Annotated in this window: 13 protein-coding genes; 9 read left to right on the top strand and 4 right to left on the bottom strand. The window is 56.6% G+C overall.

The window, feature by feature from the left end; all coding sequences use genetic code 11:
- Positions 1 to 29: 29 nt before the first annotated feature.
- From NW211_RS08940 to NW211_RS08915, 6 genes are read left to right on the top strand one after another with little or no spacing between them, the layout of a single operon-like run.
- On the top strand, positions 30 to 1,283 hold the full coding sequence (locus tag NW211_RS08940; protein ID WP_258327608.1) for a TolC family protein: 1,254 nt from the start codon (positions 30 to 32) through the stop codon (positions 1,281 to 1,283).
- Positions 1,284 to 1,310: 27 nt separating this feature from the next.
- A complete protein-coding gene (locus NW211_RS08935) occupies positions 1,311 to 2,213 on the top strand; it encodes an HlyD family secretion protein (protein ID WP_258327607.1) in 903 nt (300 codons plus the stop codon).
- Between the two features lie 12 nt (positions 2,214 to 2,225).
- A complete protein-coding gene (locus tag NW211_RS08930) occupies positions 2,226 to 3,149 on the top strand; it encodes an ABC transporter ATP-binding protein (RefSeq protein ID WP_258327606.1) in 924 nt (307 codons plus the stop codon).
- On the top strand, positions 3,146 to 3,889 hold the full coding sequence (locus NW211_RS08925; protein ID WP_087407846.1) for an ABC transporter ATP-binding protein: 744 nt from the start codon (positions 3,146 to 3,148) through the stop codon (positions 3,887 to 3,889). The genes NW211_RS08930 and NW211_RS08925 overlap by 4 nt, the downstream gene beginning before the upstream one ends.
- Positions 3,890 to 3,893: 4 nt before the next feature.
- Positions 3,894 to 4,997, top strand: a complete 1,104-nt coding sequence (locus NW211_RS08920; protein WP_258327605.1) for an ABC transporter permease — start codon at positions 3,894 to 3,896, stop codon at positions 4,995 to 4,997.
- A gap of 15 nt (positions 4,998 to 5,012) precedes the next feature.
- Positions 5,013 to 6,122 carry an ABC transporter permease gene (locus NW211_RS08915; protein WP_258327604.1) on the top strand — a complete coding sequence of 370 codons (1,110 nt, stop codon included), beginning with the start codon at positions 5,013 to 5,015 and terminating at the stop codon, positions 6,120 to 6,122.
- A 158-nt stretch (positions 6,123 to 6,280) separates the two neighbouring features.
- On the opposite strand, the gene NW211_RS08910 is transcribed toward NW211_RS08915, so the two are convergent.
- Both NW211_RS08910 and NW211_RS08905 read right to left on the bottom strand, forming a co-directional pair.
- Entirely contained in the window at positions 6,281 to 7,078 is a 798-nt protein-coding gene (locus NW211_RS08910; RefSeq protein WP_158096831.1) for an FKBP-type peptidyl-prolyl cis-trans isomerase N-terminal domain-containing protein, read from the bottom strand.
- A gap of 94 nt (positions 7,079 to 7,172) precedes the next feature.
- Positions 7,173 to 7,757: an FKBP-type peptidyl-prolyl cis-trans isomerase gene (locus tag NW211_RS08905; RefSeq protein WP_087407850.1), complete on the bottom strand. Its 585-nt coding sequence runs from the start codon at positions 7,755 to 7,757 to the stop codon at positions 7,173 to 7,175.
- A gap of 244 nt (positions 7,758 to 8,001) precedes the next feature.
- Between NW211_RS08905 and NW211_RS08900 the strand changes: the two genes are divergently transcribed.
- Complete coding sequence (locus tag NW211_RS08900) at positions 8,002 to 8,700, top strand: NAD-dependent deacylase (RefSeq protein ID WP_087407851.1); 699 nt, start codon at positions 8,002 to 8,004, stop codon at positions 8,698 to 8,700.
- An 82-nt stretch (positions 8,701 to 8,782) separates the two neighbouring features.
- Here the strand turns inward: NW211_RS08900 and NW211_RS08895 are convergent, their stop codons facing one another.
- Complete coding sequence (locus tag NW211_RS08895) at positions 8,783 to 10,606, bottom strand: Na/Pi cotransporter family protein (RefSeq protein ID WP_258327602.1); 1,824 nt, start codon at positions 10,604 to 10,606, stop codon at positions 8,783 to 8,785.
- Between the two features lie 183 nt (positions 10,607 to 10,789).
- Between NW211_RS08895 and NW211_RS08890 the strand changes: the two genes are divergently transcribed.
- Positions 10,790 to 12,463 (top strand): nucleoside kinase, encoded by a 1,674-nt coding sequence (locus tag NW211_RS08890; RefSeq protein ID WP_087407853.1) that lies wholly within the window; start codon positions 10,790 to 10,792, stop codon positions 12,461 to 12,463.
- Between the two features lie 94 nt (positions 12,464 to 12,557).
- On the opposite strand, the gene NW211_RS08885 is transcribed toward NW211_RS08890, so the two are convergent.
- Positions 12,558 to 13,532 carry a polyprenyl synthetase family protein gene (locus NW211_RS08885; protein WP_087407854.1) on the bottom strand — a complete coding sequence of 325 codons (975 nt, stop codon included), beginning with the start codon at positions 13,530 to 13,532 and terminating at the stop codon, positions 12,558 to 12,560.
- A 117-nt stretch (positions 13,533 to 13,649) separates the two neighbouring features.
- On the opposite strand from NW211_RS08885, the gene polA reads away from it, so the two are divergent.
- A complete protein-coding gene (gene polA, locus NW211_RS08880; RefSeq protein WP_258327601.1) occupies positions 13,650 to 16,439 on the top strand; it encodes a DNA polymerase I in 2,790 nt (929 codons plus the stop codon).
- Positions 16,440 to 16,467 lie beyond the last annotated feature (28 nt).

Here is a 16,467-nt window from a genome sequence, read left to right as displayed (position 1 = left end):
AAAACAAGGAGCATTTTAACGAGAGAGATATGATGAAAAGATGGGTTTTTCTTATCCTGTGGGCCGGTATCGCCAGTGCGGCCGCCGCTCAAGTGACCCTGAGCGATTGTGTGGAAAAGGCCCGCAACAACTACCCGCAGATACAGGAGCTCGGCCTCATCCGTGAAGCCGAGAAATACGATTTGTCCACCGCCAGCCAGAGCTGGCTGCCGCAACTCACCATCAGCGGCAAAGCCCAATATCAGTCAAAGGTGGTCGAGATGCCGTTCGAGATACCCGAGTTCAAGTTCAACCTGCCTCACGACCAATATTCGCTGGTGGGCGAGGTGAGCCAGACCCTCTGGGACGGCGGCACGACGGCCAGCAAAAAGCGGCTGGTGAGCGCCGATGCCCAGATACAGAGCCAACAGGTAGAGGTATCGTTGTACAGCATCAGGCAGAAGGTGGAGAATATCTTCCTGGGCATCCTGCTTATCGACAAGCAGATTGCTCAAAACGAGATTGCCATCAAGAGCCTCTACCGCAACCGCGAGTCGGTGCTGGCGGGCATCGAGCACGGCGTGTCGTACAAGTCGGACTTGAGCATCGTCGATGTGAACATACTCAACTACAAGCAGACCATCTCGTCGCTGAACTCCGACCGCCAGGCCTACGTCGACATGCTCGGGCGGCTCACCGGCGAGGACCTGTCGCAAGCACAGTTCGTAGAGCCGCCGGTCGACCTGCAAATCGACACCACTACCCTGGCGCGGCCCGAACTGCAACTCTACAAGGCACAGCTGGAGCAGACCCGGGTACAGCGTCAGGATTTGCAGACCAACCTCTACCCCAAGTTCAACCTGTCGTTGCAGGGGGGTATCGGACGCCCGGGATTGAACATCCTGAAAAACGAGTTCGAACCCTACTACACCGTGGGGGTAAAGATGCAGTGGAATCTGGGAGCCCTCTATTCGCGCAAGAACGACATCCGTAAGATCGCCGCACAGAAAGAGCGCATCGAGCGCGAGCAGGAGACCTTTGTCTTCAACACGATGCTCGATGTGACCGACCGCCTGAATGAGGTGCGCAAAGCCCGGCAGGTGCTCGAGCAAGACAGCGAAATCATCAGACTGCGCGAGGATATTCGCCAAGCCGGCGAGGAGCAGTACAAGCAGGGGGTCATCATGCTCACCGACCTGATGGACATGATTGACGAGGAGTTCAACGCCCGGGTGGCCGAATCGCTCCACCAGGTGCAGCTCATCATGGCCATCTGCGACCTGAAGACCACTCTGGGACAGTAAACCGATACAAACCATAAACTCAAGACAATGAAAGAGAAAATTTTATACACAGCCCTGGCAACGGCACTTCTCACCCTCGGCAGTTGTGCCGACCACTCGCGCGACTTCGACGCCTGCGGTCAGATAGAGGCGACCGAGGTGCTGGTTTCGGCCGAGGCCAACGGCCGCATCGTATCCCTGCAACTGACCGAAGGCGACCGGCTCACGGCCGGACAGACCGTGGGTGTCATCGACTCGGTACAGACCTACCTGCAGAAGCAGGAGCTCGTGCGCAAGCGGTCGAACGCCCAGACCAAACTGGTAGACATCGACCGGCAACTGGCTTCGCAACAGGCCCAACTCGAAAAGCAGCAGGCCGACTACAAGCGGTACCAGGCTCTCGAGGCCAGGGATGCCGCTACCCAGAAACAGGTCGACGACCTCGCCTCGCAGATTGCCGTGACCCGACGCGAGATGGCGGCCAAGAAACAGACCTACGAGCGCAACAACACGGGCATTCGCGAAGAGTTGGCCCTCTACGACGTGCAGATTGCCGAGAAGGAGGACCAGTTGAACAAATGCCGCATCGTGGCTCCTATCGACGGCACGGTGCTGACCAAGTTTGCCGAAGCGGGAGAGCTGGTGACGTCAGGGAAATCGCTCTTCAAGATGGCCGACCTGAAGCAGGTCTACGTGCGGGCCTACCTCACCACGGCCCAACTGGCCGAGGTGAAGCTGGGCGACACCGTGCAGGTGACCATCGAAGACGGTACCGACAAGCCCCGCCAATACGAAGGTCGGTTGGTATGGATTGCCGACGAGGCCGAGTTTACCCCCAAGAATATCCAGACCCAGGACGAGCGGGCCGATCTGGTCTATGCCGCCAAGGTGTCCCTCGAGAACGACGGCTTCCTCAAACTGGGCATGTATGCGTACGTCCGTTTCAAATAGAGAGGTGCAGCCATGGGAGCCATTGAAGTAGACGAGGTGAGCAAGCGGTACGGGACCTGCCAGGCGTTGGAGCGTGTCTCGCTCGACATACGGGCGGGCGAGATTTACGGCCTTATCGGACCCGACGGGGCCGGCAAGACCTCACTGTTCCGCATACTGGTGACGCTGCTCCTTCCCGACAGCGGCCACGCCCGCGTCGAGGGGCTCGACGTGGTGAAGGATTTCATGGCCATCAGGCGGCGCATCGGCTACATGCCGGGACGGTTCTCGCTGTACCAGGACCTGACGGTGGCCGAAAACCTCGACTTCTTCGCCACCATGTTCGGCACCACCGTAGCCGACAACTACGAAAACATCCGGGAGATTTACTCCCAGATCGAACCCTTCCGCGACCGGCGGGCCGGGAAACTGTCGGGCGGCATGAAACAGAAGCTGGCCCTCTGCTGCGCCCTGGTGCACCGCCCCACGGTACTCTTTCTCGACGAGCCCACCACCGGCGTCGATGCCGTGAGCCGCAAAGAGTTCTGGAACATGCTCTATCGCATCCGCGAGGCCGGCGTCACCATACTGGTATCGACCCCCTACATGGACGAGGCGTCGCTCTGCGACCGCATATCGCTCATCCAGCAGGGGCACATCATCGAGACCGGCACCCCGGCGGCCATCGTGGCCCAATATCCGCACCGGCTCTTCGGCGTGTCGGGCCACCCGGCCTATCCGCTGCTGAAGTATCTGCGGCGACGAAACGACCTGCTGCGGTGCTTCTCGTTCGGGTCGGAGCACCACGTGGCCGTCGCACCCGGCACCATTGCCCCCGACGAGCTGCAGGCCCAGATTCGGGCGGCGGGATTCAGCGACGCGACGGTACACGAAATCGAGCCCAACATCGAAGATTGTTTCATGGAACTGGCTAAAAAAGAAAGGCAAAAGGCGTGAACGAAAATACCGACATCATCATCGTAGAGCAGTTGACCAAGAAGTTCGGCAACTTCACGGCGGTCGACCACATCAGCTTCAGGGTGCACCGGGGCGAAATCTTCGGATTCCTCGGGGCCAACGGAGCTGGCAAGACCACCGCCATGAAGATTCTGTGCGGCCTGAGCCTCCCCACCTCGGGCGGCGGCACGGTCAACGGGTACGACCTGTGCCGCGAACAGGAGAAAATCAAGCGTCACATCGGCTACATGAGCCAGAAGTTTTCGCTCTATGCCGACCTGAAGGTGTGGGAAAACATCCGCCTCTTCGGCGGCATCTACGGCTTGAGCGGCAAGCGCATCCGTCAAAAGAGCGACGAGATGCTGCGCTACCTGAACATGACCGACCTGAGAGACGAACTGGTGGGCGACCTGCCGCTGGGGTGGAAGCAGAAGCTGGCCTTCAGCATCGCCCTCATTCACGAACCGGCCATCGTCTTTCTCGACGAGCCTACCGGCGGTGTCGACCCCGAGACCCGGCGACTCTTCTGGGACCTCATCTGCGAGACGGCCGAGGCGGGCACGACGATATTCGTCACCACCCACTACATGGACGAGGCCGAGTATTGCGACCGGGTGTCGATTATGGTCGACGGTGTCATTGCCGACCTCGACACCCCCGCAGCCCTGAAGCAACGCCATCAGGCGGCCGATATGGACGCGGTATTCCGTAAACTGGCCTACCAAGCCAAAAGAGAGTAAGGCTATGAAAGAGTTTTTGTCGTTCATCAAGAAAGAGTTCCGCCACATATTCCGCGACCGGCGCACCATCCTCATCGTGCTGGTGATGCCCATCGTGCAGATTATCCTCTTCGGCTTTGCCGTCAGTACCGAGGTGCACGATGCCCGGGTCGACGTGGTGGGCGACCTGGCCGACCCGTCGGTGAGGCAGACGGTGGCACGCATCGACCAGAACCCTTATCTGCACGTCACGGCCGTACTGGGGTCGGTAGCCGAGGTGGCCGAGCGGTTCCGGGCCGGGAAGTCGGACGTGGCCGTCTGTTTCGAACGCAACTTCGACGAGCGGCTGCGCCACTACGACAAGGCATCCATACGGGTACTCGGCGACGGGTCCGACCCCAATACGGCCCAAATGATTGTCAATTACGTGAACGGGGTATTGTCTACCGTGCAAAGCGAGTTGAGTGCGTCAGACGGCACGCAAACGGCCTCGTTCCCGCACGTGCAATACATGTACAACCCCGCCGTGCGGTCGTCCTACAACTTCGTGCCGGGTGTCATGGGGCTTATCCTCATGCTGGTCTGCTCAATGATGACCGCCATCTCGATCGTGCGCGAGAAAGAGAGCGGCACTCTGGAGTTGCTGCTCGTCTCGCCCATCCGCCCCGTGGGAGTCATCGTCAGCAAGGCTATCCCCTACCTGGCGCTATCGCTCATCAATCTGGTCACCATCCTGTTGCTCGCCCGCTTCGTGCTGGGCGTACCGTTGCGGGGCAGCCTGTTCCTGCTGGCGATGGTGTCGGTGCTCTTCATTCTCGCATCGCTGGGCATCGGGCTACTCATCTCGGTGGTTTCGGCCACCCAAAAGACGGCGCTGCTCATCTCGGGCATGGGACTCACGATGCCCACGATGATCTTCTCGGGCATCATCTTCCCCTGCGAGAGCATGCCCGTAATTCTGCAATACGTTTCGGATATTATCCCGGCCAAGTGGTACATCATCATGGTCAAGAAGGTAATGATCGAGGGGGTGGGTTTCAGCTACATCTACCCCGAGTTCATCATCCTGCTGGTGATGACGCTGTTTCTGCTGGTCGTGAGTGTAAGGCTATTTAAACGAAGATTATAATCGGGAGGTCGTTCTATGGTTCTACTTTATTTGCTGGAGAAAGAGTTCAAGCAGTTTTTCAGGGATCCCGGTCTGCCCAAGATGGCCATCGCCTTCCCGGTGCTGATGATGCTGGTATTTCCCTTTGCCGTGAGCATGGAGATACGCAACATCGACCTGGTGGTGGTCGACAGCAACCGGTCGGTCGCCTCGTCGAAACTGGTAGAGAGCTGTACCGCATCGGGCTACTTCAACCTGGTGGAGGTGTGCGACGACCCGGCCCGGGCCATGCAGCTGATGGACCGGAACAAAGCCGACGCCATCCTGACCATCGAATCGGACTTCGACCGCTGTCTGGAGCGGGGCGAGGCGCTGCCCGTGGGGGTAAAGGTCAATACCATCAACGGCACGAAGGGGAGCATCGGGGCCGGTTACCTCACCTCGTGCATCCAACGCTACTACGCCGAGAATGCACCGACCCAACCCACTACGGCAGCAGCCGGTCCGCAGCTCGACGTGTCGTCGAAATACTACTTCAACACCTATCTCGACTACAAGAAGTTCATGGTGCCGGCCCTCATCGTCATCGCCATCACCATGCTCACGGGCTTCTTTCCGGCCCTCAATATCGTGAGCGAAAAAGAGCGGGGCACCATCGAGCAGATCAACGTCACCCCCGTAAACCGGGGAGCCTTCATCCTCTGCAAACTCATACCCTACTGGCTGGTGGCCTTCTTCGTGCTCACGGCCTGCCTGCTGATTGCCCGCTGGGTATTCGGCTACACGTGTGCCGGGTCGGTAGGGTTGATGTACTTCTTCACGGCCGGCAACATTCTGGTGACAGCCGGCATGGGGCTGCTCATCTCCAACTACAGCGACAATGCCCAGCAGGCCATGTTTGTCACCTGGTTCTTCATGATGGTATTCATGCTGGTGAGCGGCATCTTCACCCCCATCGCCTCGATGCCCGGGTGGGCTCAGGCCATCACCTACCTGAATCCCATGCGCTACTATGCCGATGCCATGCGCGGCATCTACATCAAAGGCAGCTCGCTGGCCGATGTCTGGACCGATGCGGCGGGTCTGCTCACCATCGGAGCCGCGATGGTTTCGTGGGCTATCCTGAGCTACAAAAAGACTAATTGAATCTCAAAACTCACAACGAGGGGATCTACAAAAAAAGAAAGAGTTCGGTGCGATACCGAGCTCTTTCTCTCTATTTATGAAAATACAATCGTCTGGTTCAATCGCAAGGGTCGAGGCACCTTGTGGCAACCCACTTCCCCTCACGGGAAGTTATCCTCTTATTTCAGAATATCCAGAACCTCAACCTCGAATACGAGAACCGAGTTGGTCGGGATCTTGTCGCCGGCACCACGTACACCGTAGCCCAGTTCGGCGGGGATATAGAGGATGTATTTGCCACCCTTTTGCATCAGTTGCAGACCTTCGCCGAAACCTTTCACTACACCGGCAGGCGAGAAGGTAGCGCTGGCATTGGCATCGAATTGAGTACCGTCGATCAATGTACCTTTGTACGATACTTTGGCACGTTGGTTGGCTTGAAGCGTTTCGCCTTGACCGGCTTTAACTACTTTGTAGAGCAGACCCGATTCGGTCTTTACTACACCCTCTTCTTTGGCTTTCTCGGCCAGGAAGGCTTCACCTTTAGCCAGGTTTTCTTTAGCTTCGGGAGACTCGGCCAAACGAGCGAGTTCCTCTTTTTCCTTAGCCTCGGCAGCAGCTCTGAAGATAGCGTCGAGAACGCCATTGGCCTCCATGTCCGAAATCAACAGCGTGGTATCGCCGGCCAAAGCCTTTTCGTAAGCCTGAATAAAGGTAGGCACATCGATTTCGAGGCCCGTGCCTTGCTTGATGTTTTTCAACATCTCTTTCACATAGAGACCCTGGCTCAAACCCATTTCATAAGAGCGTTGAGTCGAGTCCGATTTCATGGCAGCGGCAAAGCCTTTCATGAAGTCGCCGGTATCGATACCTTTCAGTTGGTCGTACATACCCGATTTCATGGCCTCGCCCAGACGGGCACCATTCGAAACACCCAGCGCATAGCTGGCACTATCGGCAGCGTTTTCGAGTTTCACAGCGGCTTTGTTTCCGCAAGACGACATTGCCGTAAGACCGGCAAGTGCCACAAAGAATAAAATACTTTTTTTCATTGTTTATGAGGTAAATAAATTACAATACTTTTATCAGTTCCACTTCGAAGATGAGCGTAGCGTTGGCCGGGATGCTGCCCCCTGCGCCCTGTTCGCCATATGCCAAATCGGAGGGTATGTAGAGTTTCCAGCGCGAGCCCTCGGGCATCAGTTGCAGAGCCTCTACCCAACCGGGTATTACCTGGTTGACCCCGAAGACGGCGGGAGTACCCCGTTGTACCGAACTGTCGAATACCTGTCCGTCAATCAGCGTACCGTGATAGTGACACTGCACCTTGTCGGTAGCCTTGGGTTTGCGGCCTGTACCCTCGGCGAGTACCTCGTATTGCAGACCGCTGGGCAAAACCACTACCTCGGGACGCTTGGCATTCTCGGCCAGGAAAGCCTCGCCGGCCCGCCGGTTCTCCTCGGCAATCTCGTTTTGCAGGTTGGTGAAATACTCGTTGATAATCTGTTTGGCCTCTTCGAAACTAATCTCGGGCTTCTCGTGCTTATATACGGCCTCTACGCCTTTGGCAAAGTCCTCGACATTCAGAGATTTAATACCCGAACCCAAGAAATTGTGCCCCATGCTGAGACCCAAAGCATAACTCAGTTTGTCCATTTTCTATTCTATTGTACAGTTAAGCAAACATAAATACAATATTTGCGTGGCGAAGATAGGGCTTTTATGCTTAATTCGATAAAATCTCCTTAAAAAAAAATATAATTTGCCCCCGAATAGCCCGGTACAGAAGCGTTTTTCAACATATTTTATACAAATCGTTTGCACCCGTCGCCCTTTTATGCTAATTTTAGGTGGGTTCTTCCCACACAAAAAGCGATAAACCTTTTTAAGTCTGCATGATATGAAAAAGAAACTGGTTGTTCTCACCGGAGCGGGCATGAGTGTAGAGAGCGGGCTCTCTACCTTCCGCGACAGCGGCGGCCTGTGGGACCGCTATCCCGTAGAAGATGTGGCTACCCCCGAGGGCTGGGAACGTAATCCCGCCCTGGTACAGGGATTCTACAACAAACGGCGCAAAGAGCTGTTGACCGTCGAGCCCAACGCGGGCCACAAGGGGCTGGCCGAGCTCGAGAAAGAGTACGACGTGACCATCATCACCCAGAATGTCGACAACCTGCACGAGCGGGCCGGCAGCACGCATGTGCTCCACCTGCACGGCGAGTTGACCAAGGTGCGGTCGGTCAAGGACGAAAGCCGGGTCTACGAACTCACCCCCGACCAGTACGAACTGGCCCCCGATGCCACCGACTCGCACGGCGACCGGCTGCGGCCGCACATCGTGTGGTTCGGCGAGGCGGTGCCCATGATCGAGCCGGCCATCCGCATCACCGAAGAGGCCGACATATTTGTGGTGATAGGTACCTCGCTCAACGTCTACCCCGCCGCCGGGCTGCTGGCCTATGTACGCCCGCAGGTACCCATCTACCTCATCGACCCCAAAGAGGTGCGGGTACCGATAAACCGCCCCGTACACGTCATCCAGAAGGGGGCTTCGGAGGGCGTGGCCGAACTGATCGAAGATTTACGACACGAGGCGTGACCTCGCTGCTGCTCCCCAATTACACACAGAGCCCGCGGATGTTTTCCGCGGGCTCTGTGCTATACGGCTATCACAAACCGGGTCAGGCGTGGCGTACCTCCTGCTGCTTGATGGCATCGACTACGTTGATGACATAGTCGCCCAGCCGCTCGCACTCCGAAATCATATCCATGTAATAGATACCGGCCTGATATTCGTAATGCTTGTTGTTGATATTCTCGATGTTCGATTTACGCAATTGATTGCGGAAGTTGTTGATTTCGCACTCCTTGTTGTACGAAATCATAATCTCGCTCATGGGAGGTTCGTTGCTCGACAAGAGCGCCACCATATTCGACAACGCCTCGGAGTTGAGGCGGAACATGGCGTCGATGTTGCTCACAATCTCGTCGTTGAAGACGATGTGCGAGTCTTGCTTGCGCTGCAGCGTGCGGGCCAGGTTGTAGCAGCAGTCGCCTATGCTCTCGATTTCAGTCACGATACTGAGCATGCCGTTTACCCGCATCTTGCCTTCGAAGCTCAACCGGCCACCCACTACCAGATTCAGGAACCCGGCAATCTCGAGCTCCATGCGGTCGCAAATCTGCTCGTACTTTTCGATGCGGTTATAGAGTTTCATATAGGCCTCGCTCCCCTCCTTCTCGTGCAAGAGGTCTTTCACCATGCCAAACATGCGTTGCACCCGCTCGGCATAGACGGCAATCTCCTGATGGGCCTGGGGCAAATTCAACTCCGAAGCCGAGAGCATACCACGCGAAATGAATTTCAACTGGAACTCCTCCTCGTTCTTGTCTTTCACCCGCACCAGGTGGGTGACAATCTTCTCGTAGAGCCCTGTAAACCAGATCATGATGGTTACGTTGATGACATTGAAGACCGTGTGGAACATCGACAGGCCGAACGATACCGAGAACTGCATGGCCTCGAAATGGGCCTTTTGCTGTTCAAAGTCGGGCGTATTCAGAGTGCCTCCGTTGTTGAGGGCATTGATGAGCGAAGGGTTGGTCTGCTCGTTGGCCGAGACGAAAGCCATCAGGTCGTTGGGATTGCCTACCCCCAGCGAGGTGCATATCCACACGATGAAGCGGATGAAGGGATAATAGAGAATCAACGTCCAAACCGACCCCAGCACGTTGAAGAGCAGGTGCCCCATGGCGGCCCGCTTGGCCGACACGTTGGCACTGATCGAGGCCAGCAACGGGGTAATGGTGGTACCTATGTTACTGCCCAGAATCAGGGCGGCGGCGATGTCGAAAGTAATCCATCCCTTGCTGCACATGATGAGCGAGATGGCCAGCGTGGCACTCGAGGCCTGCACAATCATCGTCACAATAGCGCCCACGGCACAGAATATCAGGATAGAGATGAAACCCATCTGGGTATACGAGGTGAGGAACTCGAATATCTCGGGATTGCTTTTCAGGTCGGGGACCGAGTGGTTCAGGTAATCGAGACCCATGAAGAGGAACGAGAAGCCGATGAGAAACTCGCCCCACGACTTGCGGGTGCTGCTGCCCGAGAAGAGCAGCGGAGTGCCTATACCAATCAGAGGCAAGGCAAACAGCGTGATGTTGACTTTGAACCCGAAGATAGAGATAATCCAGGCCGTAACGGTGGTTCCCACATTGGCACCCATGATGACGGCCATCGACTGCCCCAGAGTCATCAGACCCGCATTGACGAAACTCACCACCATCACCGTCGAGGCCGACGAGCTCTGTATCAATGCTGTTATCAATATACCGGTAAACATTCCTGAAAACCGATTCTTCGTCATTACAGCCAGGATATTGCGCAGCCTGTCGCCCGCCACCTTCTGTAACCCCTCACTCATGACCTTCATGCCATACAGGAACAAGCCTACCGACCCGATTAAGGTCAAGAAGTCCAGAAATGTGTACTCCATAAAAGTTTCTTAAATAAGTTGTTTTATTATCCTCTTTGTGGTATATTTAACACTCAATCTTGCATCTGGAAAAAGCATTCGTTTGCAAATTTATACAAATAAAAATAGTTGCCCAGAGGAAAGATTGTTGTTTTACTTTTATTAACGAATTAAAGAAGGCTCTACCCTGAGCTGAAAACTACGATGGAAAGAGAAAAATTTGACGTTTTTTGTGTAAACACCGGAAAGACCATTCGCGTAGAAGGCGGTGAATCGCTGCTCGAAATTTACGAAATGGCCAAACCACAACTGGCTCATCGTCCGGTATGTGCCTATGTCAACAACAAGACCGAAGAGTTGAGATACCGGGTATACGGCCCCAAGGACATAGAGTTTCTCGACATTACCCACCCCTCGGGCATGCGCACCTACGTGCGCTCGCTCTGCTTTGTCATGTACAAGGCCATCCGCGACATCGTGCCCGGCACACGACTGCGCATCGAGCACTCCCTTTCGCACGGGTACTACTGTCTGCTCGACAACCCCGAGGCACTGAAACCCGAAACTATCGCCCGCATCAAGGAGCGCATGGCCCAGATTATCGCAGCCGACATTCCTTTCGAGAAAATCGAGTGCCACACGGCCGATGCCATCGAGGTATTCCGGGCACAAGGCATGCTCGACAAGGTGGAACTGCTGCAGTCGACCCGCCAGCTCTACACCCAATACCATACCCTCGACGGACTAGCCGACTCGTATTACAGCTGGCTCACCCCCTCGACAGGCTACCTGCAGGGTTTCGACTTGATCAAGTACAACGGCGGGGTGCTGCTCGTACCCCCTACCCCTGACGACCCCACCACGCCGGCTCCTATCGAACCGCAAGAGAAGATGTTGAACGCCTTTAAGGAGTACCTCACCTTCAATCACATCGTGGGGTTGAGCAACATCGGCGACTTGAACCAGGTGGTCGAGAACCGCCAGGCGACCGACCTCATCAAGGTGGCCGAGGCGCTGCACGAGAAGAAAATCAGCAAGATTGCCGACGACATCACCCGCCGATACCACGAGGAGGGCACCCGCATCGTGCTCATCTCGGGGCCCTCGTCATCGGGTAAGACCACCTTCTCCAAACGGCTCTCGATACAGTTGATGACCAACCTGCTCAAGCCGGTGGCCATCTCGCTCGACAACTACTTTGTCAACCGCGAGGATACGCCCCGCGACGAGACGGGCGACTACGACTATGAGTCGCTCTATGCCCTCGACCTCGACCTCTTCAACAAAGACCTCAACCGGCTGTTGCAAGGCGAGACGGTACCGATGCCTACCTACAATTTCGAGACCGGCAGCCGCGAGTACCGAGGCAACACCCTGAAGCTCGACGAGGGGGCCGTGCTCATTCTCGAAGGCATCCACGGGCTGAATCCCGACCTGACGCCTCAAATCGAGCCGCACCTGAAGTACCGCATCTACGTCTCGGCCCTCACCACCATCTCAATCGACGACCACAACTGGATACCCACGGCCGACAACCGGCTGCTGCGCCGCATCATCCGCGACTTCAAATACCGCGGTGCCTCGGCCCAAAGCACCATAGCCCGCTGGGGTAGCGTGCGCCGAGGCGAAGAGAAGTGGATTTTCCCCTACCAGGAGAATGCCGACGCCATGTTCAACTCGTCGCTCCTCTTCGAGCTGGCCGTGATGAAAGATTATGCACAGCCCATTCTCAGCGCCGTGCCGCACAACTGCCGCGAATATGCCGAGGCACACCGTCTGCTCCACTTCCTGGGCTACTTCCAGTCGATCAACCAGCGCGAGATACCGCCCACCTCGCTTCTGCGCGAGTTCCTCGGCGGCAGCAGTTTCAAATATTGATACCTGCATTCACCCCATAAACGACCAACGGGACTGCCCTCGTGAGCAGTCCCGTTGTCGTATCTGTCGGTCTCCTGGAAAGAAAACTGTCTTCTTACTTTTCGCGCTCGATCGTATAGTCGAGTATGGAGATGAGCGCATCGACCGTCTCCGAAGGGGGGAATCCCTCGAGCAGAGCCACGGCCTCGTTGCGTATCCGCTTCATGGTCTCGTAGGCATAGTCGATACCACCCTCGCGTTTGGCATACTCGATGAGCGTGTGCACACTCTCGGCCGAGAGATGCTCCTCGTTCAACAAGGCCCGCATCCGTTCGTTCTCCTCGCCCTTACCCTGTGTAATGGCATGGATGAGCGGCAGGGTGAGCTTCCCTTCGCGCAGGTCGTTGCCGGTGGGTTTGCCTATCACCTTGTCTTCGAAATAGTCGAATATGTCGTCTTTAATCTGGAAACAGAGGCCCAGCTTTTCGCCAAACTGCCCCAACCGCTCTACATCGGCTTCGCAGGCTCCGGCCGCCAAGGCGCCCACCTGCATGCAGGCATAGAAGAGCGATGCCGTCTTGCGGCGAATTACCTCGAAATAGGCATCCTCGTCAAGGCGATGTTCCCGGGCATTGGAGAGCTGGTCTATCTCCCCGCGAGCCAGCTCGCGACCCAACACACCCAAACTGGCAATGATGGCCATCTGGTTGGTCCGCACCGAACAGGCCAGGGCACACGACACGAAATAGTCGCCCGTCAGCACCGCAATGCGGTTGTCGTACAGATGGTTGATCGTAGGCAGCCCCCGGCGTTTCTGCGACTCGTCTACCACATCGTCGTGTATCAGGCTGGCGTTGTGCAACAACTCCAGCGAGGCGGCGGCATCGATTGCTTCGCGTGGTACCGGGCCGAACAGTTTTGCGCACAACAATACCAGAATAGGCCTTATCTGCTTGCCTTTACTCTCGAGATAGGTGTTGATTACCTCGTTCATCAAGGGACTGTTCGTGTGCAGTGTCTCGGTAAGGGTCTTATTCAGTAAGTCGAGCTCGTCGGTTATAGGTTGCCGTATGACCAAAAGTTTATCCATATCAATTTATTCTGCTGCAAAAATAGTAATAAAACAAAAGAATCCGTATTTTTATCGTAATTTTACCGCATTGCAATGACGCTTTTTTAATTCTTATCTACAAACCGCATATCCGACATGCAAGAGAAAAGACTATTTCTGTTAGACGCCTACGCGCTCATCTACCGCTCTTACTACGCATTCATCAAGAACCCCCGAATCAACTCCAAAGGTGTAAACACTTCGGCCATTCTGGGGTTTGTCAATACACTCGAAGAGTTGCTCAAGAAAGAGAATCCTTCGCACATCGCCGTGGGGTTCGACCCCCAGGGTCCCACCTTCCGTCACGAGGCCTACGAGCAATACAAGGCCCAGCGTGAGGAGACACCCGAGGTGATACGCTACTCGGTGCCCATCATCAAGCAGATTATCGAGGCCTACAACATCCCCATCATCGAGGTGCCCCGCTTCGAGGCCGACGACGTGATAGGCACTCTGGCCAAACTGGCCGAGAAGGAGGGTTTCGATACCTACATGATGACCCCCGACAAGGACTACGGACAACTGGTATCGCCCCACATCTTCATGTATCGCCCCAAGTTCGGCGGCGACTTCGAGATACTGGGCCCCGACGAGATAAAGGCCAAATACGGCATCGACTCGCCCGAGCAGGTCATCGACATTCTGGGCCTCATGGGCGACAGTTCCGACAACATACCGGGCTGCCCCGGCGTGGGTGAGAAGACCGCCGTGAAACTCATCGCCGACTTTGGCGGCATCGAGAATCTGCTGGCCCACACCGACCGGCTGAAGGGGGCCCTCAAGACCAAAATCGAGACCAACCGCGAGCAGATCGAATTCTCCCGATTCCTGGCCACCATCCGCACCGATGTACCCTTGACCTTCGACGAAGTGGCCTTGCGCCGCGAACCGGTCAACGGCGAGAAACTACGCCCCATCTTCGAAGAGCTGGAGTTCCGCACCCTCACCGAACGGGTGCTGGGCAACAAAGCGGCCACGGCCGCCGCGCCCAAACCGGCCCCGCAGCGCTCGCTCTTCGACCAGGCTCCGCAACCTGCCGAAGAGGCTGCCGACGAAAAGCCGGCCGAGTCGAAGCTGGCCGACATCCACACCGTACCCCACACCTACCACCTCGTCGATACCGCCGAAAAGATGTGGGACCTTGCCGCCCTGCTGGCCTGCGCCCCGGCCTTTGCCTTCGACACCGAGACGACCGGCATCGACCCCATGAGCGTCGAACTGGTAGGACTCTCGTTTGCCCTCAAGGAGCACGAAGCCTACTACGTACCCGTGCCCGACGACCAGGAGAAGGCCCGCGAAACGGTGCGCATCTTCAAGTCGGCTCTCGAAAACCCCGCTTCGCTGAAAATCGGGCAGAATATCAAATACGACTACATCGTGCTGCACAACTACGGGGTCGAGGTCAAAGGCAACCTCTTCGACACCATGGTGGCCCACTACCTGCTGCAACCCGAACAGTACCACAACATGGACTATCTGGCCAGCATCTATCTGGGTTACAAGACGGTGGAAATCGAAGAACTCATCGGCCCGAAGGGGAAAAAGCAGCTCTCCATGCGTCAGGTACCCGTCGAGCAGGTCTACCCCTATGCCGCCGAGGATGCCGACGTGACCCTGCAACTGAAAAACCGGCTCGAAAAGGAGCTGGCCAAAGATAAGATGGAGAAGCTCTTCTACGAGATGGAGATGCCCCTCACCCGAGTGCTCGCCGACATGGAGATTGCCGGTGTCAATGTAGACACGGCCGAACTGAAAAGCTCGTCCGACCTGCTCACCCGCCGCTTGGGCGAACTCGAACAGGAGATTTACCAGCTGGCCGGTACCACCTTCAACGTGAGTTCGGCCCGACAGGTGGGCGAGATTCTTTTCGAACGGCTCAAAATCGACGAGAAGGCCAAGAAGACCAAGACCGGACAATACTCCACCACCGAAGAGATACTGGAGAAACTGCGTTCGCGGCATCCCATCGTGGGCAAGATTCTCGACCAGCGCGGCATCCGCAAGCTGCTGAGCACCTATATCAACGCCCTGCCCGAGCTCATCAATCCCAAGACGGGGAAGATTCACACCTCATTCAACCAGACGGTCACCGCCACCGGGCGCCTCAGTTCGAGCAACCCCAACCTGCAGAACATCCCCATACGCGACAACGAGGGACGCGAGATTCGCCGCGCCTTCGTGCCCGACCCGGGATGCCTCTTCTTCTCGGCCGACTACTCCCAGATAGAGCTGCGCATCATGGCCCACCTGAGCGGCGACCCGCACATGATCGGGGCCTTCCGCGAGGGGTCGGACATCCACGCCGCCACGGCTGCCAAAATCTACAAGGTACCTATCGGTGAAGTCACGGCCGACATGCGCCGGAAGGCCAAGACGGCCAACTTCGGCATCATCTACGGCATCTCGGTATTCGGGCTGGCCGAACGGCTCAACATCCCCCGCAGCGAGGCCAAAGAGCTAATCGACGGCTATTTCGAGAGCTACCCGCAAATCAAGGAGTACATGAACAAGAGCATCGAGGTGGCCCGCGAAAAGGGTTACGTCGAGACCATCTGCGGCCGCAAGCGCATGCTCCCCGACATCCATTCGCACAACAGCGTGGTGCGGGGATATGCCGAACGAAACGCCATCAACGCCCCCATCCAGGGCAGTGCCGCCGACATCATCAAGATTGCCATGATTCGCATCGCCCGGCGATTCGAAGAGGAGGGGCTGAAGAGCCGCATGATTCTGCAGGTGCACGACGAACTCAACTTCAACGTCCCGACCGACGAACTCGAACGGGTGCAGGAAATCGTACGCCACGAGATGGAGAACGCCTACCCCTTGCAGGTACCGCTGGTTGCCGACTATGGTACCGGCCACAACTGGCTCGAGGCCCATTGACCCCAAAATAACAGCGCGATACGCCTCG

This window comes from Barnesiella sp. ET7 (assembly GCF_024733785.1).
Classification (GTDB): domain Bacteria; phylum Bacteroidota; class Bacteroidia; order Bacteroidales; family Barnesiellaceae; genus Barnesiella; species Barnesiella merdigallinarum.
This window is presented reverse-complemented; position numbering and strand designations above follow the sequence as displayed.